This window comes from Nonomuraea rhodomycinica (assembly GCF_013363995.1).
Classification (GTDB): Bacteria; Actinomycetota; Actinomycetes; order Streptosporangiales; family Streptosporangiaceae; genus Nonomuraea; species Nonomuraea rhodomycinica.
Map to the genome: position 1 here is coordinate 117,280 of NZ_JABWGO010000010.1, position 21,546 is coordinate 138,825.

Below are 21,546 nucleotides of genomic sequence, written 5' to 3' on the forward strand. Positions count from 1 at the left end.
CAGCGGCGCTCTCGCGGCCTCAGGAGAGGGCGGCGCGCAGGCGGTCCTCCGAGACGCGCCAGAAGTCGTGCTGGGTCCCGTCGACGAGTGTGACGGGAATCATCTCGCCGTATTTCTCCCGCAGCTCGGCCGAGGAGTCGATGTCGACCTCCTCCCACGGCACGCCCAGCTCTCCCGCGACTCTCGCGATGACCTCGCGCGCGTCGTCGCAGAGGTGGCAGCCGGGCCGGCCGAGCAAGGTGATGCTGTGCATGGCCCCACCGTAGCGTCCCGAACCGGCTGACTTTGTGCGTCGGTTCACAAAAGGATTAACCTGAAAGGCGGTTCGATCCCACTCACGCGGCCAACGGCCGCCCGTTCCCTGGAGCTCCGGCACGTGAAGAGCCCGTCCCAACCCCGTGACCGCGGCATCCCCGACGCCACGGTGGCCCGGCTTCCGTTGTACCTGCGGGCGCTGCACGGGATGGCGGAGAAGGCGATCGCCACGGTCAGCTCCGAGGACCTCGCGGTGGCCGCGGGGGTCAACTCGGCCAAGCTCCGCAAGGACCTCTCCCACCTCGGCTCGTACGGCACCCGCGGGGTGGGCTACGACGTCGAGTACCTCGTCTACCAGATCTCCCGCGAGCTGGGCCTGACCCAGGACTGGGCCGTGGCCATCGTCGGAGTCGGTAACCTCGGCCGTGCGCTCGCCAACTACGGCGGTTTCGTCTCCAGGGGGTTCCGCGTCGCGGCCCTGATCGACGCCGACCCCGAAGTGGTGGGCGACGACATCGCGGGGTTGAATGTGGAGCACATCGACGAGCTCGAGGCCGTCATCAAGCGGCGCGGGGTCTCCATCGTGGTTCTGGCGACACCGGCTGCGGCGGCCCAGGAAGTGTGCGACCGTGTCGTGGCGGTGGGAGTGACCAGCATCCTCAACTTCGCTCCCGTCGTCCTGTCAGTGCCGGACGGCGTCGATGTCCGTAAAGTCGACCTATCAATTGAATTGCAGATCCTTGCGTTCCATGAGCAACGCAAAGCTGGGGGGCCGCTGATGGCCGTGGACAGCCAGTGAGCATTCTGGCGATCGGACTCAGCCACCGGACAGCGCCGGTGGCCATGCTGGAGCGCGTCTCGCTCACAGGCGACGCGCTCGTCAAACTCCTGCACGACGTGCAGCAGGACGCGTGCGTGGCGGAGGCCATGGTGGTCTCGACCTGCAACCGGGTCGAGGTCTACACCGCGGTCGACCGCTTCCACGCCGCCGTCACGTCGGTGTGCGACCTGCTGAGCGTCCACACGGGCGTCGCACCGGAGGAGCTCAAGCCGCACCTGTACGTCCACTACGAGGAGCGTGCCGTCGAGCACCTCTTCTCCGTGGTGTGCGGCCTCGACTCGATGGTGGTGGGCGAGGGCCAGATCCTCGGCCAGGTGCGCCAGGCGCTCAAGCTGGCCCAGAAGCAGGGCACGGTCGGCGCCGTGCTCAACGAGCTGACACAGCAGGCGCTGCGGGTCGGCAAGCGCGCCCACACCGACACCGGCATCGACCAGGCCGGGGCGTCCCTGGTCAGCGCGGGCCTCGCGCTGGCCGGCGAGCTGCCCGGCCGGCGGGCCCTGGTGATCGGCGCGGGCTCGATGAGCTCGCTGGCCGCCACCACGCTGGCCCGCGCGGGCGTCACCGACATCGTCGTCGCCAACCGCACCTTCGAGCGCGGCAGGCGGCTGGCCGAGTCGGTCGGCGGCAGGGCGGTGGAGTTCTCCGCGGTTCCCCGAGAGCTGGCGGCGGCCGACATCGTCATCACCTGCACCGGCGCCGGCCACCACCTGGTCACGCCCGAGATGCTGACGCGCGGCGCGTTCCTGCTGGACCTCGCGCTGCCGCACGACATCGACCCCGCCGTGCGCTCCGTGCCCGGCGTCACGCTGGTCGACCTGGAGACGATCCAGGAGTCCGGCATCGGCTCCCGCGAGGGCGACGCCGTGCGGTCGGTGCGTGAGCTCGTCTCCCAAGAGCTCACGGCCTACCTCGACGCCGAGCGGGCCGCCAAGGTCACCCCGACCGTGGTCGCGCTGCGCGGCAAGGCAGCGAGCGTGGTCGAGGCCGAGCTGGGCCGCCTCATGATGCGCATCCCCGGGCTCGACGCCAAGACGCGCGACGAGGTCGCCCTGACCGTGCAGCGCGTCGTGGACAAGCTCCTCCACGAGCCGACCGTGCGTGTCAAACAGCTCGCCACCTCGCCCGGAGGCGATCATTATGCCGAAGCTCTGCGGGAGCTGTTCGATCTCGATCCGTCCATGCCCGAGGCCGTGAGGGAGGTGGAGCTGTGACGTTGCGGCTGGGGACCCGGCGCAGCCTGATGGCCACCACGCAGTCCCAGATGGTCGCCGACGCGTACACCGCGCGCACCGGCCGGGCCGTCGAGCTCGTCGGCGTGACCACGTTCGGCGACGTCAGCAAGGCGCACCTCGCGCAGCTCGGCGGCACGGGCGTGTTCGTCAGCGCGCTGCGCGACAAGCTCATGGAGGGCGAGATCGACTTCGCCGTCCACTCGCTCAAGGACCTGCCCACCAAGCAGGACCCGCGGGTGACGCTCGCCGCGATCCCCGCCCGGCACGACCACCGCGACGCGCTGGTCGGCCGGGTCCGCTTCGCCGACCTGGCGCCCGGCGCCAGGGTCGGCACCGGCTCGCCGCGCCGCGTCGCCATGCTGCGCGCCATGCGGCCGGACCTCGAGTACGTCCCGATCCGCGGCAACGCCGACACCCGGATCGGCAAGGTCACCTCGGGCGAGCTCGACGCCGTCGTGCTCGCCTCGGCCGGCCTGACCAGGATCGGCAGGACCTCCGAGATCTCCCAGATCTTCGAGGTCGAGGAGCTGATGCCGGCCCCGGGACAGGGCGCTCTCGCCGTGGAGTGCCTGTCCGACCGGGAGGACCTGGTCGACTTCCTCGCCGTCCTCGACGACCCGCGCACCCGCTCGGCCGTGACGGCCGAGCGGGAGGTGCTGGCCGCCCTGGAGGCGGGCTGCTCGGCCCCCGTGGGTGCGTTCGCCCACGATGACGGGCAGACTCTCAACCTGACCGCACTGGTCGTCGCCGTCGACGGCCGTCGGGCGGTCCGCAAGTCCACCGCCGGCTCTCCCTCGGAGGCCGTGTCTCTCGCCCGCACACTCGCGGACGAGATGATCTCCGAGGGGGCCGACAGATTGATGGGGGAGCATTCCCATTGAGCCCCAGTAGTCCAGCCTCCGGCTTCGTCGCCTTCGTCGGCGCGGGCCCCGGCGATCCCAACCTGCTCACGCTCCGCGGCGCAGAGCTGCTCGGCAAGGCCGACCTGGTCGTGCTCGACGAAGACCAGTACGGCCCGCTGTTGCGCCACTGCCGCGAAGGCGTCGAGGTGGCCACGGGCGACCTCGTCACGCACGCCAAGGCGGGCCGGTTCGTCGTGCGCTTGTGCGAGGGCGATCCGATGCTGTTCTCCTCGGTCGCCGAGGAGGTCGCCGCGTGCTCCGCGGCGGAGGTGGACTTCGAGATCGTCCCCGGCGTGCCGCCCGCGACCGCCGTGCTCACCTACGCCGGCATCCCGCCGGCGGCCTCGGTGCCCGAGTTCCGCGTCGTGGACGCGGCGCAGGACCAGGACTGGTCCTCCCACGCCGCCTGCCCGGGCACCCTGGTGATCTACAACGGCATCGGCGAGGCCGTGCCCATCGCCAAGGCGCTCATCGCCGGCGGCAAGCCCGACTCCACGCCCGTGGCGGTCAGCAGCGGCGGCACCACCACCGAGCAGTACACCGTGGTCTCCACCCTCGGCCGGCTCCAGCCGGACCTCAAGCACGCCGGCTTCACCGAGCCCGCGCTCATCGTCGTGGGCGACGCCGTGGGCCTGCGCGACAAGCTGTCGTGGTTCGAGACCAAGCCGCTGTTCGGCTGGCGGGTGCTCGTGCCCCGTACCAAGGAGCAGTCCAGGAGCCTGTCGGAGCAGCTCGTCTCCTACGGCGCGGTGCCCGAGGAGGTGCCGACCATCTCGGTCGAGCCGCCCCGCACGCCGCAGCAGATGGACCGCGCCATCAAGGGCCTGGTCACCGGCCGCTACGAGTGGGTGGCCTTCACCAGCGCCAACGCCGTCAAGGCGGTGCGCGAGAAGTTCGAGGAGTACGGGCTCGACGCGCGGGCCTTCGCCGGGCTCAAGGTGGCCGCCGTGGGCGACGCCACCGCGCGGGCGCTGATCGAGTTCGGCGTCAAGCCCGACCTGCTGCCCTCGGGCGAGCAGTCGTCGGAGGGCCTGGTGGCCGAGTGGCCGCCGTACGACTCCATGCTCGACCCGATCAACCGCGTGCTGCTGCCGCGCGCCGACATCTCCACCGACACGCTGGTGGCCGGCCTGACCGAGCTGGGCTGGGAGTGCGACGACGTCACCGCGTACCGGACCGTGCGGGCGGCGCCGCCGCCCGCGCCGATCCGCGAGGCGATCAAGGGCGGCGGCTTCGACGCCGTGCTCTTCACGTCGTCCTCCACGGTGCGCAACCTCGTCGGCATCGCCGGCAAGCCGCACAACGTCACGGTCATCGCGGTCATCGGGCCGCAGACGGCGAGCACGGCCGAGGAGTTCGGGCTGCGCGTCGACGTGATGGCCGACAAGCCCTCGGCCTCGGCCCTCGCGGCCGCCCTGGCCGAGTACGGCGCCAAGCAGCGTTCGGCCGCGCTGGCCGCCGGTGAGACGCCGCGGCGGCCGTCCCAGAACCGCCGTGGAGCCAGGAGGAGAGCCAAGTGAGTGCCGAGTTCCCGACAGCCCGCCCCCGCAGGTTGCGGCGCACTCCCGCCCTCCGGCGGATGGTGGCCGGCACGAGGCTGCACCCGGCCGACCTCATCCTGCCGCTGTTCGTCAAGGAGGGCATCGACGAGCCGGCGCCGGTCCAGTCGATGCCCGGGGTGTTCCAGCACACCCGCGACTCGCTACGCAAGGCCGCCCACGAGGCCGCCGAGGCCGGCGTGGGCGGTGTGATCCTGTTCGGCATCCCGGCCGTCAAGGACGCGCGCGGCTCGGCCGCCGACGACCCCGACGGCATCCTGCAGGTGGCGCTGCGCGACGTCGCGTCCGACGTGGGCGACGCCCTCGTGGTGCTGGCCGACACGTGCCTCGACGAGTTCACCGACCACGGCCACTGCGGCATCCTGACCGAGTCCGGCGACGTCGACAACGACGCCACGCTGGAGCGCTACGCCTCCGTCGCCGTCGCCCAGGCGCGCGCCGGGGCGCAGATGGTCGCGCCGAGCGGCATGATGGACGGCCAGGTCGGCGCCATCCGCGCGGCGCTCGACGCCGACGGCTTCTCCGAGCTGCCGATCCTCGCCTACTCGGCGAAGTACGCCTCGTCCTTCTTCGGGCCGTTCCGCGACGCCGCCGAGTGCGCGCCGCAGTTCGGCGACCGCAGCACCCACCAGCAGGACCCCGCCGGGCCGCTGGAGGAGGCGCTGCGCGAGGTGCGGCTCGACCTGGCCGAGGGAGCCGACGCGGTCATGGTCAAGCCCGCCCTGGCCTACCTGGACGTCATCAGGCGCGTCCGCGACGAGGTGGACGTGCCGGTGGCCGCCTACCAGGTGAGCGGCGAGTACGCGATGGTCGAGGCCGCCGCGGCGAACGGCTGGATCGACCGCGACCAGATGATCATGGAGTCGCTGGTGTCGATCAAGCGGGCCGGCGCCGACCTCATCCTCACCTACTGGGCCACCGAGGTGGCGCGCCGTCTCTAACGTGGGGGTTTTCCGTCGTGTCCTGTGGCTCGTGCGATAAAGTGTGATGACTAGTGCTGGTGTGTCCCGCGTGAGCCCTTGTCGAGAAGCCAGGCCAGGAGCCGGGATCCCTTCAGGCACGATGCGACGGGAGACACCATGGTGGGGGCACCTCTGACTCGGCGTACCAGAAAACGGTCGCGGCCGTCCCGGATCGACTCCGTGCTCGGCTACGCGGCCCTGGGGTGGCCGAGCGTGCCGGGTGCCTACCCGCTGCCCGAGGGCGCCCGGGCGTGCTCCTGCGACCGGCTGGGCTGTCCCGACCCGGGCGCGCATCCGCTCTCGCCCGCCTGGCAGCTCCAGGCCACGACCGACACCGCCCAGCTCACCCGCTGGTGGAGCCTGGAGCCCGAGGCCAACGTGATTCTTCCCACGGGCCGCGTGTTCGACGTCTTCGACGTACCCGTCACGACGGGGCTCACGGCCCTGTCCCGGATCGACGGCGCGCAAGCGCACTCGGGCCCGGTCGCCGCGAACGGCGACCGGGTCCTGTTCTATGTGGCCACCCGCGGCAACCCCGACGACGAGGACGAGTGGTGGTCCTGCCACCTCGACTGCGACCCGGCCACGATCGACGACACGCCGGGGCTGCGCTGGCACTGCCGCGACAGCTACGTCCTCGCGCCGCCGTCGCTGCTGCCCGGCGGCCGGTCCGTGACGTGGCTGCGCCCGCCCGACGGCCGCCCGCTGCCCGACCCGCTGCGCGTGCTGGAGTTCCTGGCCGACTGAGCCCCCCACCGGCCGCCCGGCCGCCTATCCGCCTGTCCGCCTGTCCGCCGCATGGCTCGTGACGGCTACCTGAGCGCGTCCACCGGCTCCATCCGGGCCGCCCGCATCGCGGGGTAGAGCCCCGCCAGCAGGCCCACCAGGGCGCCCGCCACCGGCGCGGCGACCGCCAGCCGCACGTCCAGGAGCGGCGTCCACTGCTTGGCCGCCGAGACGGCGACCACCGCGACCACGCCCACGCTCGCCCCGATGACCCCGCCCGTCAGCCCGATCAGCGTCGACTCCAGCAGGAACTGGGCCGCGACGTGCCGCCGGGCCGCGCCGAGCGAGCGGCGCAGGCCGATCTCCGCGACCCGCTCCATGACCGTGACGAGCGTGACGTTGGCGATGCCGACCGCGCCGACGAGCAGCGACACCAGGCCGAGCGCGGCCGGCGCCTGCCGGGCGATGAGCGCCGCGGCGCCCAGGTCGGTGTTGACCAGCACCCTCGACACGTCGCGCAGCCCGAACCGGCGGCCGGCGGTGGGCGGCACGATCACGGCGGAGCCGAGGTCGCGCTCGCGGCGCAGGTCGCCGAGGACGCCGATGACCGTGTACGCGTGCCCGTCGATGCGAGCAGCTCGTCACCGTGCGCCGCGCGGTACTTCCGGGGACAGGCGAGCAGCAGCCTGCGGTGGCGCCGCTCCAGCGCCGTCATGCGCCGTACGGCCGCGGCGCGAACGGCGCGCCGGACGGCCGCAGCACGAGCGACGCGGCCGCCTGCATGCGCCTGGCCTCGGCCTGCACGAGCGCCTGGCCCTCATCGGTGATCCTGAAGTAGCGCCGGTTGCGGCCGTTGACCGTCTCCTCGCGGTCCACCGTGATCACGCCGCGCTCGTTGAGGCGTTCCAGGATGCCGTACAGGGTGCCGACCGAGGGCTGGACCCGGCCCCCCGAGAGCTCCTTGACCGATTTGCTGATCGCGTGTCCGTGCAGCGGGCCGCCGCGCAGGGCGGCGAGCACGAAGTACATCGGTTCGCTGACTTCCGAGGTTCCTCTGGGCATGAGGGGACGTTAGTCCGTTGAACGTAGCGTCGGCAACGCCGTGAGCGGGTCAGCGGCCCAGCAGGATCGGCACGTACACCAGGTTGACCAGCGTGTGGATCAGGATGACCGCCCAGATGTTGCGGTAGCGCGCCCACAGGTAGCCCTGCATGAGCCCGAACACGCCCTGGAAGGCCACGATGGTCGCCACGCCGAGCGCGGGCGCCGCGGGCGTGATGTGGCTGGTGTGCAGGAACGCGAACAGCAACGACGACGCCAGGACGGCCGGCCACCGGCCGTACAGCGCCTCCAGCCGGGTCTGCAGCCAGCCCCGGTAGAAGACCTCCTCCAGCACGCTCGCGGTGAGCAGCGTGACCAGCGAGGCCACGGCCAGGGTGACCGGGTCGGGCAGGTCCTGGCTCAGCGGCGGGGCGAGCGGGCTGACCTGCGCCAGCAGGAACCACGCGACGACCGCGGGCAGCGGCGCGAGCCAGGTGACCGGAGCCGGGATCGCCCTGGCCCTCGGGCCGTCCCCGCGCGACACCCGGAAGACGACCAGCGGGACGACGAGCAGCAACAGCACCTTGACCGGCGGGTACAGCAGCTCCAGGCCGCCGCGCGCGATCGGCGCCGCGCACGCGAAGGCCAGGGCCGCGGCCACGAGCGCCCACGCCTCCCTGAGCAGCCGGTCCCTGGGCAGCCCGGCCAGCGGCGCCGGCGGCTCCCTCCTGGGCGGCACCAGGCGGGCCAGGGCCATCGCGGCGAGTGGCGGCAGCGCGGCGCCCCACAGCGAGAGCGGGGAGGCGCCGGGGTCGGCGGAGGCGGTCACGGCGGTGTGGCCGGTCACGATCAGCCCGGCGTACGCCGCGGCGAACGCCGCCATGGCCAGGCCGGTGAACAGGCCGGTGAAGGGGCCGGTGAAAGGGCCCGTTGAGGTGGGGCGGGGCGCGGACGTGGTCACGGTGCCGATCGTCGCGGACGCGGTGGCCGGGTGTCCTCCTCTCACCGGCCGATCATGTGTACATATTTCGGGGTACGACGGGACGGGTCCACCGGGGCACCACGACCCTCCGCGGCTAACCTGGAGCGCGTGAGCCGTACACAGAAGTCCGAGGACCTGTTCAACCGCGCCCGCGCCCTCGTGCCGGGAGGCGTCAACTCGCCGGTCCGCGCGTTCGGCGCGGTCGGCGGCACCCCGCGTTTCATGGCGTCGGGCGAGGGCCCCTACGTCACGGACGTCGACGGCAACCGCTACGTCGACCTCGTGTGCTCCTGGGGGCCGATGATCCTCGGCCACCGCCATCCGGCCGTCGTGGAGGCGGTCTCGCAGGCGGTCTCGCGCGGCTTCGGGTTCGGCACGGCCACCGAGGGCGAGGTCGAGCTGGCCGAGGAGATCGTCGGCCGGGTCGGCCCGGTCGAGCGGATCCGCCTGGTCAGCTCCGGCACCGAGGCGACGATGAGCGCGGTGCGCCTGGCCCGCGGCTTCACCGGCCGCTCCAAGATCATCAAGTTCGCGGGCTGCTACCACGGCCACGTCGACGCGCTGCTCGCCTCGGCCGGCTCCGGCGTGGTGACGTTCGGGCTGCCGGACACGCCGGGCGTCACCGGGGCGTCGGCCGCCGACACGATCGTCCTGCCGTACAACGACATCGAGGCGGTGGAGGCGGCGTTCGCGGCGGCCGAGATCGCCTGCGTCATCACCGAGGCGTGCCCGGCCAACATGGGCGTGGTGCCGCCGCGCGACGGCTTCAACGCGCGGCTGCGCGAGCTGTGCACCGCCAACGGCGCCCTGCTCGTCATCGACGAGGTCCTCACCGGCTTCCGCGTCTCGGCCGCCGGCTGGTACGGGCTGGACCCGGTCGAGGCCGACCTGATGACGTTCGGCAAGGTCATGGGCGGCGGGCTGCCCGCCGCGGCCTTCGGCGGCCGGGCCGACGTCATGGCGCACCTCGCGCCGGAGGGACCCGTCTACCAAGCCGGCACGCTGTCGGGCAACCCGCTGGCCGTCGCCGCCGGCCTGACCACGCTGCGGCTCCTGGACGACGCCGTGTACGCCAAGGTGGACGCCGCGGCGCTGGAACTGGGCCGGGCCGCCTCGGAGGCGCTGGCCGCCGAGGGCGTGCCGCACCGGCTCCAGCGGGCGGGCAACCTGTTCTCGATCTTCTTCACCGACGCCGACGTGACGGACTTCGACCGGGCCCGCACCCAGGACGTCTCCGCCTACCGCGCCTTCTTCCACGCCATGCTCGACCAGGGCGTCTACCTGCCGCCGTCGGCGTACGAGGCGTGGTTCCTGTCGGCGGCGCACGACGAGGAGGCCCTGGGCCGGGTGGCCGAGGCGCTGCCCATCGCCGCCAAGGCCGCCGCCGCCACCCGGTAGGCCGTGGTCAGGGGGTGAGCGGGCGGTCGATCCGGTACACGTAGTGAGCCGGGTCGTCCACCGGGTTGTCCGGCTCCAGCTCGCCCTCGCCCACCCGGCGCAGCCCCGCCTTCTCCAGCGCCCGCCAGGACGCCCGGTTGGCCGCGACCACCGGCACCACGACGGCCGTGGCCCCGGGGTGATCCGCCCAGGTCGCCGCGACGACGGCGCGGATCATCGCGGGCCCGAGCCCGCGCCCCGTCAGCTCGGGCTCGCCGATCAGGTAGTCGATGCTCATCGCCCCGCCGGGAACCTCGACGACGCCGGACAGCTCCGCCGCGTACCGCGGGTAGTCGGCCAGCCGGCACCGCTGCACCAGCCCCAGCGGCCGGCCGTCGAGCAGGACGAGCAGGTCCTCCGACGGCTCCTCGCCTCTGGCGGCCGGGCCGAAGTCGCGCTCGACCGCCTCGGGCGACGTCTCGTGGTTCCACCAGCGGGCCACGTGCGGCTGGGCCAGCCACCGGCCCAGCAGGGGGAAGTCCCGCTCCTCGACCCGGCGCCAGGTGATCATCGTGCCTCCTCGGGGGAGGGCGACCCTCCGCCCGAGGCCGCCGCACGCCGTTGCCGGCCGGTCAGGAGACCTTGGAGCTCGGGGCCACCCAGGTGTTGCACGCCTTCGGGGCGGCGGCGCGGAAGCCCTTGTCGAGCCAGGCAGCCATGTTGCGGCCCTTGCCGTGGTCGGAGGCCTTGGTCCACTCGTCGCCGCTCTCCCGGGTCACGTCCACGAGGTCGTCCCAGTCGGCCTCGTCGCGGCCGAGGGACTCCCAGACGCTGCCGACGAAGACGCCGCTCAGGCACTCCGCCTGGAGCTCGTAGCGCCGGATCTGCTCGTTGAGCTCTTTCTTGCCCTTGTACGGGTAGTAGTCGAACGCCCGGGCCATGCCGGTGATGTTCTGAATATGGTGCCCGTATTCGTGCGCGGCGAGCTGCATGAGGGACACGCCCTCGGGGTCGGACAGGGTGTCCTTGTCGAGAAGGACGAGGAAGCGCCGCTCCTTGTCGCAGTATGTCGCGGCGGTGTACTTGCCCCACTTGTGGCCGCAGTATCGCCGCGGTTTGGTGATGAAGCCGATTCTCGACTTGGTGAACGGCATGCCGGCGCGCTTGAAATGAGCCCCCCACGAGGTGTTGAGGCAGTTCAGGACCGCGGTGAGGTAGCGCTTGGCGGAGGGGACGTGGTTGTCCTGGAGGTCCCGCTCGCGGCACTCGCCCGGTTCGAGCGCGCCGGTGCCGTACAGCTTGTTCTTGGTGAGCTCGGGCTCTCTGATGGGGTAAACGGACGCCTGGGCCGTGCCGGTGAGCAGCAGGGAGAAAAGCGTGCATGCCACAACGAGGGGGGTTAACCGCATGGGCGGCATCCTAGCCACAAAATGACCTTGGATGCCGACATTATCCACGCTGGTGACTCTCAACCAATGAATGGCGATCTATCGCCATAAAAAGGGGCCTAAAGGCCGCTCCCAAAGCGGGCCAGCAGGATGGCGACGCGGCGGGCGTGGGCCTCGCGCGGGAGCCTGCCGTCCCGCATGAGCGTCACCAGCCCGTGCAGGCCGCTCCAGAACGTCTCCGTCAGCAGGCCCAGGTCGTCGTCGCCCGCGAAGGGGCGCACGGCTTCCCGCAGCTCGCCGAAGGCGGCCTGCAGGGCGGCCGGTGCCTCCGGCGTCGCGAACGGCAGGTCCACGCGCTGGCTGAAGATGGCGTCGTACAGTGCCGGCCGCCGCTCGGCGAACGACGAGTACGCGTCGGCGACGGCGGCCAGCGCCTCCTCGGGGCCGTCGGCGGCGAGGCGGCCGGCGCGCAGCTCGACGGCGAGGTCGGCGCAGCCCTCGACCGCGACCGCCGCCATGATCGCGTCCTTGCCCTTGAAGTGGCTGTAGAGGACCGGCTGGCTGTACTCCACGCGCTCGGCGAGGCGGCGGGTGGTCACCGCCTCCCAGCCCTCGTTCTCGGCCAGCTCGCGGGCCGCCTCGATGATCAGCCGCTCACGTTCCGCACGCTCGCGCTCTCGGCGCGCCTGTATCGACATGCTCTCGACTCTAGCATCGCTAGCGTTTCTGTCCATGCTCTGCTAGCGTCATTCTCGTTCCTAGCGCTGCTAGCAATCCCTGAACGGAGACCGTCATGCTGTCCCCCATCGCCTACGGGCTCGCCGTCGTCCTCGACCTGCTCATCCTCTTCATCGGCTACCGGTTCCTCACGCAGCCCCGCGCCGCCGCGGCCGGCTACGGCGTCCCGGCCGAGCACGGCGACGCCGCCGTCTACCTGACGATCAAGGGGTGGCGCGACCTCACCTACGGCGTCATGGGTCTGGCCCTGCTGTTCTTCGTCGGGGCCCGCGCCGAGGCGTGGTTCATGCTCGTGGCCGCGATCATGCCGTTCGCGGACACCGTCATCGTGCTGCGCAACGGCGGCGCCAAGGCGGTCGCCTTCGGCGTCCACTTCGCCACCGCAGTGGCGGTCCTCATCAGCTCCGCCCTGCTCTTCCTGGTCTGAACGACAGCACCCGTCAAGGCAAGGAGTTCACCGCATGTCCCACATCGACCCGCGCTTCACCGAGTCCGTGATCGTCCGCTCCGCCGAGGCGGAGGTCATCGGCCGGGCCCCGGCCACGATCCGCCTGCTGGCCGACGGCGACTCCACCGGCGGCGCGCTGTCCACCCAGCGCGTCACGCTGGCCGACGGCGCCGACGGCGCCAAGCCGCATCTCCACGCGGGCTCGGCCGAGCTGTTCTACGTGCTCGACGGCACCGCGCAGCTCCTGTCCGGCGAGCAGGTGGTCACCGCGGAGCGCGGCGACCTCGTCGTCGTCCCGCCGAACGTCGAGCACGCCTTCGCCGCCGCCCCGGGCGAGGACGCCGACCTGCTCATCGTCATCACGCCGGGCGTCGCGCGGTTCGAGTACTTCCGCCACCTGGAGCGCGTCGCGTACGGCAAGGTGCCGCCGGAGAGCCTGCTCGACGTCCAGGAGCTCTACGACACCCACTTCAGGACCAGCGAGGCGTGGGAGCGCGCCCGCAAGGCATGACGGCGGGCGCGCGAGGTCAGGGGCGCGAGCTGCGCGGCGCCGTGGAGCTCACGGAGGCCGTGGAAGCCGCCCGTGCGGGCGCGGCGAGGCGTGACGAGCGGGAGCGCGGGCGTCCCGACTCCGATCGCCGCCGCCACGCCGGCGACCCAGCGCCACGCCACCTGGGGCCGCCCCACGAACAGCAGGGCGGGGAGTCCGGCCAGGGCGAACCTGAGTCCCGCGTAGAGCAGCGGCGGGAAGTGACGCAGGCCGACCTGCATCACCACGAAGTTGACACCCCAGAGGAGCGCAGGAGCTCGCCGGGAGAGAGCGACGCAGGAGCCGACGAGCGGCGAAGCGGGCGCGACCATGAGCACGCCGCGAGGCCGACGGCCAGCGCCAGGTGGCGGAGTGTCAGCTGGCGCGAGGTCACGCAGAGCGCGGCTTCTGGTAGCGGACGCGCGACTCGCGGGCCTGCTCGGCCAGGACCTTGAGGTAGGAGAACGTGGGGGCGGACTGCTTCTTCGTCTTAAGGATTCGCATGCATATATTTTCCTTCGCTACAGATTGAAGGACAAGCGAGACTTTCTACGCTAAACCCTTTAGGCTGGCTTACATGTTGGACCTGAACCGGCTCAAGGCCCTTCACGCCGTCCACGTCTACGGCTCGGTCGGCGCGGCGGCCGACGCGCTGATGGTCACGCCGTCGGCGGTGTCCCAGCAGATCGCCAAGCTCGAACGCGAGACCGGCGCCCGCCTCATGGAGCGCAACGGCCGCGGCGTGCGGCTCACCGACGCCGCCGGGCTGCTGGCCGAGCACGCCGAGCGCATCCTCGCCCTGGTGGAGACCGCCGAGGCCGACTTCGAGGCGTTGCGCGGCGCGGTCGTCGGCAGGCTGCACCTGGGCGCCTTCCCGACCGCGGCCCGCGGGCTCATGCCTGGCGCGCTCAGCGGGCTGCGCGAGCGCCACCCCGATCTGCACGTCCTGCTCAACGAGCGCGAGCCCGAGCGCGTGGTGCGCGAGGTGGCGCGCGGCGAGCTGGACCTCGGCATCATCCAGGACTGGATGAACCGCCCCATGGCCATGCCCGAGGGCCTGTCCAAGGCGACGCTGCTCGACGACATCGCCGACGTGGTGGTGCCGAGCGGCCATCCGTTCGCGGGCAGCAAGGAGGTCGAGCTGGCCGCGCTGAGCGGCGAGCAGTGGATCAGCTCCGCGCCCGGCACGGTCTGCCATGACTGGCTCGTCTTCACGCTGCGCAACGCCGACCTGGAGCCGGAGATCTCCTGCATGGCCGACGAGTACCCGACGCAGATGGCGCTGGTCGCCGCCGGGCTCGGCTGCGCCATCATCCCCAGGCTCGGCCGGGACCGCGTCCCCGACGGAGCCAGCGTCGTGCCGCTGCGGCCCCGGCAGTCCCGGCGGATCTACGCGATCTGGCGCACGGACGCGGCCCGCCGGCCCGCGATCAGGGCCGCGGTCGAGGCGCTGACCCAGGCCAGCCGCGCCCACGAGAACGCCTGGGCCACCGTCTGAAACCCCGTGCGGCACGCCGCTCAGGGCCCATCGGGACGTCAGGGAGGGAACGGATAGGCTGTGGCTCATCATGGCTGAAACCACCGTCGTCCACCTGATGCGTCACGGCGAGGTGCACAACCCCAACGGCGTCCTCTACGGCCGGTTGCCCGGATACCACCTGTCCGACACCGGCCGGCTGATGGCCGAGACCGTCGCCAAGGCGGTGGCCTCCCGTGACATCGTCGCCCTCTACAGCTCTCCCCTGGAGCGCGCCCAGGAGACCGTGGCCCCCCTGGCGCAGACGCTGGGCCTCGACGTCACCACCGACGACCGGCTGATCGAGGCCGGCAACCTGCTCGAAGGCCGCACGGTGGGGCAGGGGCTGCAGATCTTCCGCAACCCGCGCAACTACCGCTACTTCTGGAACCCCATGCGCCCGTCCTGGGGCGAGCCGTACCCCGTGATCATCGCGCGCATGCGCTCGATCGTGGAGGAGGCCCGCGACGCCGCGCGTGGGCACGAGACGGTCCTGGTCAGCCACCAGCTCCCCATCTGGGCGATCCGTATGGCGGCCGAGGGGCGGCGCAGGCTCTGGCACGACCCGCGGCGCAGGCAGTGCGCGCTGGCCAGCCTCACCACGTTCACGTTCGAGGGCAACCGGCTGGTCAGCGTCGGCTACAGCGAGCCGGCGGGCTCGCTCGTCAAGGGGCCCACCCTCCCGGGCGCCTGAGCCCCCTCCCCGATCTCGCCGCCCCGACCCCGCCGCGCCGCCCCCAGAGTCCTGGCCGGCCGGTTCCGCCGGTAGAGTTGCAAGCTCTACCGGTTGTAGTACAAGGAGATCTTCCCCGTGCGCGCGAAGCCCGTCTCCCTCGCCTCCGTCGGCTCGCTCGCCCTCGTGGCCGTCCTGGCGGCGGGCTGCGCGGGCAGCAACCAGAGCGGGCAGCCTCAGGCGGGCGACACGCGCTTCGTCGCGGGCGACGGCACGATGCAGGTGTTCCCCGCGGCCGACCGCAAGCCGGCCCCCGCGATCGAGGGCGAGACGCTCGACGGCGGCACCACCTCCCTGGCCGCGCACAAGGGCAAGGTCGTGGTGCTCAACTTCTGGGCCTCCTGGTGCGGGCCGTGCCGTGCCGAGGCGCCCGTGCTCAAGGACGTCGCCGCCAAGACCAAGGGCAGCGGCGTCGAGTTCGTCGGCGTCGACTTCAAGGACCGCAAGGCCGACGCGCAGGCGTTCGAGCGCACCGAGCAGACCGGCTACGCCAGCATCTTCGACCAGCCCGGCAAGGTGGCGCTGGCCTTCCAGGGCACGGTGCCGCCCGCCGCGATCCCGTCCACCCTGGTGATCGACGAGCAGGGCCGCATCGCCGCCCGCGCGCTCGGCGCGGTCCGCTACCAGGACCTCATGGACACCGTGACCAAGGTGCGCGATGAGTGACGTCGTCGCCTCCGGCTCGCTGCTGCTGGCCGTCCCGATCGCCGTCCTCGCGGGGATCGTGTCGTTCCTGTCGCCGTGCGTGCTGCCGCTGGTGCCGGGCTACCTGTCGTACGTGACCGGCATGAGCGCCGACCCCAGGCGGGGGCGGCTGGTGCTGGGCACGGCGCTGTTCGTGGCCGGGTTCGCGGTGGTGTTCGTGACCGGGGGAGCGCTGTTCGGCACGCTCGGCTCGGTGATGCGGATCAACGCCGACGTCATCACGCGCGTGATCGGCGTGCTGACGATCGTGCTCGGGCTGGCCTTCCTCGGCGTGCTGCCCGCGCTCATGCGCGACGTGCGCATCCACCGGCTGCCGGCCGCGGGGCTGGCCGGCGCGCCGCTGCTCGGGGTGGTCTTCGGGCTGGGCTGGACGCCGTGCATCGGCCCGACGCTGGCCGTGGTGCTGGGGCTCGGGCTCAACGAGGGCAGCGCCTCGCGGGGCGCGCTGCTCGCAGTGGCGTACGCGCTGGGGCTCGGGCTGCCGTTCGTGGCCGCCGCCCTGGCCTACAGCAAGGCGCTGCGCACGTTCCGCGCCATCCGCCGGCACAGCCGGCTGATCACCCGGATCGGCGGCGGCATGATGGTGGCCGTCGGGCTCCTGCTCGTGACCGGCCTGTGGGGAGAGATGATCGCAAGCATGCAGGGCCTCGTCGGCGGGTTCAGGCCGGTGATCTGATGGCCGTCAAGGAGTTGGAGAAGGAGCGGACGCCGCAGCCCGCCGGGTTCGGCGCGCTCGGCTGGGCGCGCTGGTTCTGGCGCACGCTCACCTCGATGAAGACGGCGCTCATCCTGCTGTTCCTGTTCGCGCTGGCCTCGGTGCCCGGGTCGCTGGTGCCGCAGCGCGGCGTCGAGCCGGACAAGGTGGCGCGGCTCTTCCAGGACAACCCCACGCTCGCCGAGTGGTACGACCGCTTCCAGCTCTTCGACGTCTTCACCTCGGTCTGGTTCGCGGCGATCTACCTGCTGCTGTTCACCTCGCTGATCGGCTGCGTCCTCCCGCGCACCGCCACCTACCTGCGGGAGCTGCGCCGCCGCCCGCCCGCCGCCCCGCGCAACCTGTCGCGGCTGCCGCACCACGCCGCCCTCGCCGCCGACCTGACGGTCGAGGAGGCCGCCCGGCGGCTGCGCGCCCGCCGTTTCCGGGTCGACACCGGCGACGGATGGGTGGCCGCCGAGAAGGGCTACCTGCGGGAGACCGGCAACCTGCTCTTCCACGTCTCGCTGCTCGGCCTGCTGGTGGCGGTCGGCATCGGCTCGCTGTTCGGCTACCGGGGCAACGTGCTCGTCGTCGAGGGTGACGGCTTCGCCAACACGGTCGCCAACTACGACCGGTTCATCCCCGGCCGCGAGGTGTCGGCCGAGTCGCTGGAGCCGTTCTCGTTCGAGCTCAAGGACTTCAAGGCCACCTACCAGGTCCAGGGCGACAAGCGGGGGCAGGAGCTCGACTACTCCGCCTACCTGCGCGTCAACGACGCTCCGACGGCGCCCGCCCGCGACTACGAGCTGAAGGTCAACGAGCCGCTGGAGATCGACGGCACGCAGACCTACCTCATCGGCCACGGCTACGCGCCGGTCTTCAAGGTCACCGACGGCCAGGGCCAGGTGGCCTTCGAGGGGCCGGTGCCGTGCCTCATCGAGCACAAGCCCACGCTGACCTCCGGGTGCGTGGTGAAGGCGCCCGACGCCCGGCCCTCGCAGCTCGGCTTCCTGCTGCGCTTCCTGCCGACGAGCGTGCCGCTGACCGACGGCACCTACGCCTCCGCCTTCCCCGGCGAGCTGCAGCCCGAGGTCCAGGTCCTCGGCGCGTTCACCGGCGACTTCGGCGTGCGCTCCGGCCGGCCGCAGTCGGTGTACGAGCTGGCGCCTCCCGACCTCATGAAGAAGCTCAAACCGCTGGTGATGGGCACCTCCGTGCCGAAGCCGCTGGCCGTGGGCAAGTCCCTCGACCTGCCGGGCGGCGCGGGGAAGCTGGAGTTCACCGGCGTCAAGGAGTGGATCACGCTCCAGATCGCCTACGACCCGGGCCGCCTTCCGGCGTTGATCTTCGCGGGGCTCGCGACGGTCTCGATCGCGCTGTCGCTGATGATCCGCCGCCGCCGCGTGTGGGTGCGGATCGGCGACGGGGGCACGGCCGAGGTGGGCGGTCTGACCCGCACCGAGGGCTCGGCCGCGGGCTTCGCCGAGGAGTTCGACGACATCGTGCAGGTTCTCACAGCTGGAGACAGGGATGACCGCTGACCGACTGGCCGAGGTGAGCGACCTCTTCGTCGTCGCCGCGGTGCTGCTCTACCTCTTCTCCATGGTCGGCTTCGCGCTGGAGCTGGCCTTCGGCCGGGCGCGCTCCGACGTGGCCGCCAGGCGCGCCAAGGTGCCCGTCACCGTCGGCGCCGCGGGCGACGGCGAGGCGGCCGGCGGAGCGCCTCCCGCCGCCCAGGAGGGGGTGGAGCCGCCGAGCTGGGCGCCCAAGGCCGGTGTCGCCGCGCTGGTGCTCGGCTGGCTGGGCTGGGCGGCCAACCTGGCCGCGATCGTCACCCGGGGTCTCGCCGTGGACCGGTGGCCTTGGGGCAACATGTACGAGTTCGTGGTGGCGATCTGCTTCGCCGCGGTGACCGCGTTCCTCGTCACGCAGGTCCGGCAGAACGTGCGCTTCCTGGGCGCGTTCGTCATGATCACGGCGACGCTGGGGCTCGGCTTCGCGGTCAAGGTGCTCTACACGGCCGCGGGCCCGGTGGTGCCGGCGCTCAACTCGTACTGGGTGGCCATCCACGTCACGGCGGCGATCCTGTCGAGCGGCCTGTTCGTCCTGGCCGGTGTCGCGGGCATCCTGTACCTGGTGCGCGGCGACGGGCTCTCGCGCCTGCCGTCGCGGGCCGACCTGGAGCGGGTGGCGCACCGGGCGATCGTCCTGTCGTTCCCGGTGTGGACGTTCGCCGTCATCGCGGGCGCGCTCTGGGCGGACAAGGCGTGGGGGCGCTACTGGGGCTGGGACCCCAAGGAGATCTGGGCGTTCATCACCTGGGTGGCCTACGCCGCCTACCTGCACGCGCGGGTGACGGCGGGCTGGCGGGGCCGCGCGGCGACGATCGTGCAGCTCATCGCCTTCGGCTGCCTGCTGTTCAACCTCGTCGGCGTGAACATCTTCATCAGCGGCCTGCACAGCTACGCCGACGTGAACTGACGGGCACGGGCGGTCGGTGCGGACGGGGAGGGGCGCCGTCCGCGGGGGTGGGTCGAATCAGTCGTCGCCGCGCATGCGGCGGTCGAGCTCGCGCAGGAACTCGGGGTCGTCGTCGGGCCCCTTGGGGATCGGGGCGTGGTGGACGTCGGGCCGGCGGGGGGCCCGCTCGGTCGTGCGCGCGCCCTGGGGGCGGCCGAGCAGCATCCAGAACAGCCCGCCCGCGAAGGGCACCAGCACGACGATCAGCAGCCAGAGGGTCTTGGGGACGTTTCGGACCTCCTCCTCGGGGGTGGTGATGAGGTCGAACAGCGAGTAGAGCCAGAAGGCCAGCAGCGCCAGGCCGATTACGACACCTGCCATGCCCGAACTGTAAGCCATCCGCGACGTGATCGTGTCGGTCACATGCACCATTTCGGGTGACTCGCGGTGATCCGCGTCGTACCGTGGAACAGATTCAGCGGAGCCCCTTCGCCGGGCGGCGCCCTCACGGCCGTCCGGAGGTCTGCGCGGGCGCCATGGCGTGGAGAGGTGCGATGGCCTTTTCTAACGACAAGGGCCGCCATCGGCGGGGTCGTTGGTGGCGGCGCGGTTCGTACCTCTTCTCCCGGCGCAGCGAGGCGCCCCCCGACGCCGACCGCTCGTTCTGGGCCTACGGCGGCCCTTCGCGCCGTGCCGAGCGCGCCGGACCGGACGGCACGACCGGCGCCCGCACCCTCTGGGGCGCCCGCGGCGGCGCCCGACCGCCGCACGCCGAGCGGGCCGGCGACCGTCACCCGCGCGAGTCCCCACGCGAGGCGGAGAGCCGTTCCTTACGCTCCCGGCTGGAGCGTGACAGGGAGACCCGGCCGGGGCGTGACAGGGAGGTCAGGGAGCCGCACACGGCGCAGCCGGGACGCGCGGAGGCGCCCCGGCCGTGGGAGCGCCGGAGGCGGTGGGAGGGGAACGAGCGGCTGCCGGCGGCCGTGGTCGAGCGCCCCCAGTACACCTGGTACGACTTCGAGCTCGACGACCTGCCGCCCCGGGCGCAGCCGAACCGCCCCGACGCCCCGTCCCTGTCCGACGGGCTGCGGCACTGCGGACGGCTGGAGGCGGTGCTGCACCGCCAGTGGGACGCCCGGCTGGGCCCCCCGCCCCCGGACGTGGTGCGGGCCGTGGAGAGCCTCGCCCGGCTCCCCGAACGGCTGAAGGACCTGCTCGCCGACGGCCTGGAGGGCATCTACGTCGGGCCCGGCGGCGTCCCGGACCTCGACGACATGGGCTACCTGCGCGGGGCCCCGCTGCCCTCGGGCCGGGCCACCTGGGACATCTGCGCCGGCGCGTACGGCGACCGCAAGATCGTGGTGGGTGACCGCCCGTCGCCCACGCCGGACGTGATGATGCACGAGGTGGGTCACGCCATCGACGACATCGACTCCACCTACGGTGACTGGGTGTCCGACTCGCCGGAGTTCGTGGCCCTGTACGAGAAGGCCACGCCGCTGCTGGCCTCGGCCTTCCACCGGCAGGGGGGCGGCCTGGGCCGCAAGGAGTTCTTCGCCGACGCCTTCGCCGCGATCGCCTCGCGGCAGAGGCCGGCGCTCGTCGACATGCTGAACGGCGACACGCGGATGGCGCTCGACGTCATGCTGTTCTTCAACCGGCGCTACGGAATCTAGGTGATCAGCCATGTACGTCATCCGGCTCGCTGACGGGACCCTGCGCGTACCGCGGACCCTCACCAGCGAGGACGGGCGTCTCATCGCGAACGCCTACGTGGACCTGGTGCCCGGCGACCCCGACTACGACCGCTGGCTGCCGGAGTCGCTGACCGAGGAGGAGCTGGCCGAGCGGCGGGTCAGGTGGCAGGCGGGCAACGACGAGCTGGAGCGGGAGTTCCTGGCCTATCGGGCCGAGCAGCTGACGGCGGAGCGGCCGAGAGCCGGGCAGGCGACGGCGGAGCGGGCCGCGGCGTCCCAGGAGGAGCAGCCGGTCGCGGGCCGGGCCGGGGTGGAGCGGCAGGCCGGAGTGGAGCAGGAGGAGACCTAGCCGCGCGGCCGGGGGAGGAGCCGTCCCGGACAGGCGCCAGCCACGGTCAGCGGTTGGCGCCCGGGCGTACCGTGCGTGATCCAGACGTGCGTCATCGAGAAGATCGTCCCGCCGCGGTGATCCTGGCGCGCAGGATCACCGAAGACGGAACGTCAGACGCGCGGGGACTCGCCTGCCGGCCGATCGGCCGTAAGGACGTCCTCGCCTCGCAGAAGGGCGTGCACTTCCGACTCGCGGAAGCGCCGGTGCCCTCCGGGGGTGCGGATACTGCTGATGCGGCCTGCCGCAGCCCAGCGCGTAACCGTCTTTGGGTCTACCCGGAAGAGGGCGGCAACCTCTCCTGGGGTCAGCAGACGCTCGCTGCTACTCTCCACCAATCTCTCCCCCTCGCATCCCGCTTCCTGCCAGC

The 21,546-nt window shown here is 72.3% G+C and carries 27 protein-coding genes; 17 read left to right on the top strand and 10 right to left on the bottom strand.

What is annotated here, in order from left to right:
- Positions 1 to 19 precede the first annotated feature (19 nt).
- The gene (locus tag HT134_RS32520; protein ID WP_175604305.1) at positions 20 to 253 is read right to left on the bottom strand and encodes a glutaredoxin family protein; all 234 of its coding nucleotides are present in this window, start codon (positions 251 to 253) and stop codon (positions 20 to 22) included.
- 123 nt (positions 254 to 376) lie between these two features.
- Here HT134_RS32520 and HT134_RS32525 point away from each other — a divergent pair, with 123 nt between their 5' ends.
- The 6 genes from HT134_RS32525 to HT134_RS32550 all read left to right on the top strand — a co-directional run bounded on the left by HT134_RS32525 (position 377) and on the right by HT134_RS32550 (position 6,498).
- Positions 377 to 1,054, top strand: coding sequence for a redox-sensing transcriptional repressor Rex (locus HT134_RS32525; protein WP_175591103.1), 678 nt, complete (start codon positions 377 to 379; stop codon positions 1,052 to 1,054).
- On the top strand, positions 1,051 to 2,307 hold the full coding sequence (locus HT134_RS32530; RefSeq protein WP_175604306.1) for a glutamyl-tRNA reductase: 1,257 nt from the start codon (positions 1,051 to 1,053) through the stop codon (positions 2,305 to 2,307). The genes HT134_RS32525 and HT134_RS32530 overlap by 4 nt, the downstream gene beginning before the upstream one ends.
- Positions 2,304 to 3,209 carry a hydroxymethylbilane synthase gene (gene hemC / locus HT134_RS32535; protein ID WP_312888620.1) on the top strand — a complete coding sequence of 302 codons (906 nt, stop codon included), beginning with the start codon at positions 2,304 to 2,306 and terminating at the stop codon, positions 3,207 to 3,209. Before HT134_RS32530 ends, hemC begins: the two co-directional genes overlap by 4 nt.
- Entirely contained in the window at positions 3,206 to 4,750 is a 1,545-nt protein-coding gene (locus HT134_RS32540) for a bifunctional uroporphyrinogen-III C-methyltransferase/uroporphyrinogen-III synthase (RefSeq protein ID WP_175604307.1), read from the top strand. The genes hemC and HT134_RS32540 overlap by 4 nt, the downstream gene beginning before the upstream one ends.
- Positions 4,747 to 5,730 carry a porphobilinogen synthase gene (gene hemB / locus HT134_RS32545; RefSeq protein WP_175604308.1) on the top strand — a complete coding sequence of 328 codons (984 nt, stop codon included), beginning with the start codon at positions 4,747 to 4,749 and terminating at the stop codon, positions 5,728 to 5,730. Before HT134_RS32540 ends, hemB begins: the two co-directional genes overlap by 4 nt.
- Positions 5,731 to 5,868: 138 nt before the next feature.
- Positions 5,869 to 6,498 carry a bifunctional DNA primase/polymerase gene (locus tag HT134_RS32550; protein WP_175604309.1) on the top strand — a complete coding sequence of 210 codons (630 nt, stop codon included), beginning with the start codon at positions 5,869 to 5,871 and terminating at the stop codon, positions 6,496 to 6,498.
- Positions 6,499 to 6,563: 65 nt separating this feature from the next.
- Here HT134_RS32550 and HT134_RS47855 read toward each other — a convergent pair whose 3' ends face one another.
- The 3 genes from HT134_RS47855 to HT134_RS32565 form a co-directional block, all read right to left on the bottom strand.
- Entirely contained in the window at positions 6,564 to 7,034 is a 471-nt protein-coding gene (locus tag HT134_RS47855; protein WP_312888624.1) for an ABC transporter permease, read from the bottom strand.
- A 154-nt stretch (positions 7,035 to 7,188) separates the two neighbouring features.
- Positions 7,189 to 7,539 carry a PadR family transcriptional regulator gene (locus tag HT134_RS32560; protein WP_175604310.1) on the bottom strand — a complete coding sequence of 117 codons (351 nt, stop codon included), beginning with the start codon at positions 7,537 to 7,539 and terminating at the stop codon, positions 7,189 to 7,191.
- Positions 7,540 to 7,588: 49 nt separating this feature from the next.
- Positions 7,589 to 8,524, bottom strand: coding sequence for a CPBP family intramembrane glutamic endopeptidase (locus HT134_RS32565; RefSeq protein WP_175604311.1), 936 nt, complete (start codon positions 8,522 to 8,524; stop codon positions 7,589 to 7,591).
- A gap of 84 nt (positions 8,525 to 8,608) precedes the next feature.
- On the opposite strand from HT134_RS32565, the gene hemL reads away from it, so the two are divergent.
- Positions 8,609 to 9,898 carry a glutamate-1-semialdehyde 2,1-aminomutase gene (hemL, locus tag HT134_RS32570; RefSeq protein ID WP_175604312.1) on the top strand — a complete coding sequence of 430 codons (1,290 nt, stop codon included), beginning with the start codon at positions 8,609 to 8,611 and terminating at the stop codon, positions 9,896 to 9,898.
- Positions 9,899 to 9,905: 7 nt separating this feature from the next.
- Here the strand turns inward: hemL and HT134_RS32575 are convergent, their stop codons facing one another.
- The 3 genes from HT134_RS32575 to HT134_RS32585 all read right to left on the bottom strand — a co-directional run bounded on the left by HT134_RS32575 (position 9,906) and on the right by HT134_RS32585 (position 11,963).
- On the bottom strand, positions 9,906 to 10,448 hold the full coding sequence (locus HT134_RS32575; protein WP_175604313.1) for a GNAT family N-acetyltransferase: 543 nt from the start codon (positions 10,446 to 10,448) through the stop codon (positions 9,906 to 9,908).
- A 61-nt stretch (positions 10,449 to 10,509) separates the two neighbouring features.
- On the bottom strand, positions 10,510 to 11,265 hold the full coding sequence (locus tag HT134_RS32580; RefSeq protein WP_175604314.1) for a neutral zinc metallopeptidase: 756 nt from the start codon (positions 11,263 to 11,265) through the stop codon (positions 10,510 to 10,512).
- Positions 11,266 to 11,384: 119 nt separating this feature from the next.
- A complete protein-coding gene (locus tag HT134_RS32585; protein ID WP_175604315.1) occupies positions 11,385 to 11,963 on the bottom strand; it encodes a TetR/AcrR family transcriptional regulator in 579 nt (192 codons plus the stop codon).
- A gap of 95 nt (positions 11,964 to 12,058) precedes the next feature.
- Between HT134_RS32585 and HT134_RS32590 the strand changes: the two genes are divergently transcribed.
- Both HT134_RS32590 and HT134_RS32595 read left to right on the top strand, forming a co-directional pair.
- Positions 12,059 to 12,430 (top strand): DUF4267 domain-containing protein, encoded by a 372-nt coding sequence (locus tag HT134_RS32590; RefSeq protein ID WP_175604316.1) that lies wholly within the window; start codon positions 12,059 to 12,061, stop codon positions 12,428 to 12,430.
- 34 nt (positions 12,431 to 12,464) lie between these two features.
- The gene (locus HT134_RS32595) at positions 12,465 to 12,962 is read left to right on the top strand and encodes a cupin domain-containing protein (protein WP_175604317.1); all 498 of its coding nucleotides are present in this window, start codon (positions 12,465 to 12,467) and stop codon (positions 12,960 to 12,962) included.
- Here the strand turns inward: HT134_RS32595 and HT134_RS32600 are convergent.
- Positions 12,908 to 13,228 carry a hypothetical protein gene (locus HT134_RS32600; RefSeq protein WP_175604318.1) on the bottom strand — a complete coding sequence of 107 codons (321 nt, stop codon included), beginning with the start codon at positions 13,226 to 13,228 and terminating at the stop codon, positions 12,908 to 12,910. The genes HT134_RS32595 and HT134_RS32600 overlap by 55 nt on opposite strands.
- 329 nt (positions 13,229 to 13,557) lie before the next feature.
- Here HT134_RS32600 and HT134_RS32605 point away from each other — a divergent pair, with 329 nt between their 5' ends.
- The 6 genes from HT134_RS32605 to ccsA all read left to right on the top strand — a co-directional run bounded on the left by HT134_RS32605 (position 13,558) and on the right by ccsA (position 19,112).
- Positions 13,558 to 14,478, top strand: coding sequence for a LysR family transcriptional regulator (locus HT134_RS32605; protein WP_175604319.1), 921 nt, complete (start codon positions 13,558 to 13,560; stop codon positions 14,476 to 14,478).
- A gap of 70 nt (positions 14,479 to 14,548) precedes the next feature.
- Complete coding sequence (locus tag HT134_RS32610; protein ID WP_175604320.1) at positions 14,549 to 15,190, top strand: histidine phosphatase family protein; 642 nt, start codon at positions 14,549 to 14,551, stop codon at positions 15,188 to 15,190.
- 117 nt (positions 15,191 to 15,307) lie between these two features.
- A complete protein-coding gene (locus tag HT134_RS32615; protein ID WP_175604321.1) occupies positions 15,308 to 15,895 on the top strand; it encodes a TlpA family protein disulfide reductase in 588 nt (195 codons plus the stop codon).
- On the top strand, positions 15,888 to 16,610 hold the full coding sequence (locus HT134_RS32620) for a cytochrome c biogenesis CcdA family protein (protein ID WP_175604322.1): 723 nt from the start codon (positions 15,888 to 15,890) through the stop codon (positions 16,608 to 16,610). The genes HT134_RS32615 and HT134_RS32620 overlap by 8 nt, the downstream gene beginning before the upstream one ends.
- Positions 16,610 to 18,172 (top strand): cytochrome c biogenesis protein ResB, encoded by a 1,563-nt coding sequence (resB, locus tag HT134_RS32625; RefSeq protein ID WP_175604323.1) that lies wholly within the window; start codon positions 16,610 to 16,612, stop codon positions 18,170 to 18,172. The genes HT134_RS32620 and resB overlap by 1 nt, the downstream gene beginning before the upstream one ends.
- Complete coding sequence (ccsA, locus tag HT134_RS32630; protein WP_175604324.1) at positions 18,162 to 19,112, top strand: cytochrome c biogenesis protein CcsA; 951 nt, start codon at positions 18,162 to 18,164, stop codon at positions 19,110 to 19,112. The genes resB and ccsA overlap by 11 nt, the downstream gene beginning before the upstream one ends.
- A gap of 57 nt (positions 19,113 to 19,169) precedes the next feature.
- Here the strand turns inward: ccsA and HT134_RS32635 are convergent, their stop codons facing one another.
- Positions 19,170 to 19,472, bottom strand: a complete 303-nt coding sequence (locus tag HT134_RS32635; protein ID WP_175604325.1) for a PLD nuclease N-terminal domain-containing protein — start codon at positions 19,470 to 19,472, stop codon at positions 19,170 to 19,172.
- A gap of 173 nt (positions 19,473 to 19,645) precedes the next feature.
- On the opposite strand from HT134_RS32635, the gene HT134_RS32640 reads away from it, so the two are divergent.
- The gene (locus HT134_RS32640; protein WP_175604326.1) at positions 19,646 to 20,767 is read left to right on the top strand and encodes a hypothetical protein; all 1,122 of its coding nucleotides are present in this window, start codon (positions 19,646 to 19,648) and stop codon (positions 20,765 to 20,767) included.
- A 10-nt stretch (positions 20,768 to 20,777) separates the two neighbouring features.
- Entirely contained in the window at positions 20,778 to 21,137 is a 360-nt protein-coding gene (locus HT134_RS46220; RefSeq protein ID WP_246366022.1) for a hypothetical protein, read from the top strand.
- Positions 21,138 to 21,289: 152 nt separating this feature from the next.
- Here HT134_RS46220 and HT134_RS32650 read toward each other — a convergent pair whose 3' ends face one another.
- Positions 21,290 to 21,511 carry a BldC family transcriptional regulator gene (locus HT134_RS32650; RefSeq protein WP_026214226.1) on the bottom strand — a complete coding sequence of 74 codons (222 nt, stop codon included), beginning with the start codon at positions 21,509 to 21,511 and terminating at the stop codon, positions 21,290 to 21,292.
- Positions 21,512 to 21,546 lie beyond the last annotated feature (35 nt).

What these genes read in the sequence shown, in the direction of transcription:
- ccsA (WP_175604324.1), top strand. Translation starts at nt 18,162, where the DNA reads ATGACCGCTGACCGACTGGCCGAGGTGAGCGACCTCTTCGTCGTCGCC.
- resB (WP_175604323.1), top strand. Translation starts at nt 16,610, where the DNA reads ATGGCCGTCAAGGAGTTGGAGAAGGAGCGGACGCCGCAGCCCGCCGGG.
- HT134_RS32520 (WP_175604305.1), bottom strand. Translation starts at nt 253, where the DNA reads ATGCACAGCATCACCTTGCTCGGCCGGCCCGGCTGCCACCTCTGCGAC.
- HT134_RS32560 (WP_175604310.1), bottom strand. Translation starts at nt 7,539, where the DNA reads ATGCCCAGAGGAACCTCGGAAGTCAGCGAACCGATGTACTTCGTGCTC.
- HT134_RS32605 (WP_175604319.1), top strand. Translation starts at nt 13,558, where the DNA reads ATGTTGGACCTGAACCGGCTCAAGGCCCTTCACGCCGTCCACGTCTAC.
- HT134_RS32550 (WP_175604309.1), top strand. Translation starts at nt 5,869, where the DNA reads ATGGTGGGGGCACCTCTGACTCGGCGTACCAGAAAACGGTCGCGGCCG.
- HT134_RS32590 (WP_175604316.1), top strand. Translation starts at nt 12,059, where the DNA reads ATGCTGTCCCCCATCGCCTACGGGCTCGCCGTCGTCCTCGACCTGCTC.
- HT134_RS32585 (WP_175604315.1), bottom strand. Translation starts at nt 11,963, where the DNA reads ATGTCGATACAGGCGCGCCGAGAGCGCGAGCGTGCGGAACGTGAGCGG.
- HT134_RS32640 (WP_175604326.1), top strand. Translation starts at nt 19,646, where the DNA reads ATGGCCTTTTCTAACGACAAGGGCCGCCATCGGCGGGGTCGTTGGTGG.
- HT134_RS32595 (WP_175604317.1), top strand. Translation starts at nt 12,465, where the DNA reads ATGTCCCACATCGACCCGCGCTTCACCGAGTCCGTGATCGTCCGCTCC.
- HT134_RS46220 (WP_246366022.1), top strand. Translation starts at nt 20,778, where the DNA reads ATGTACGTCATCCGGCTCGCTGACGGGACCCTGCGCGTACCGCGGACC.
- HT134_RS32620 (WP_175604322.1), top strand. Translation starts at nt 15,888, where the DNA reads ATGAGTGACGTCGTCGCCTCCGGCTCGCTGCTGCTGGCCGTCCCGATC.
- HT134_RS32575 (WP_175604313.1), bottom strand. Translation starts at nt 10,448, where the DNA reads ATGATCACCTGGCGCCGGGTCGAGGAGCGGGACTTCCCCCTGCTGGGC.
- HT134_RS32610 (WP_175604320.1), top strand. Translation starts at nt 14,549, where the DNA reads ATGGCTGAAACCACCGTCGTCCACCTGATGCGTCACGGCGAGGTGCAC.
- HT134_RS32635 (WP_175604325.1), bottom strand. Translation starts at nt 19,472, where the DNA reads ATGGCAGGTGTCGTAATCGGCCTGGCGCTGCTGGCCTTCTGGCTCTAC.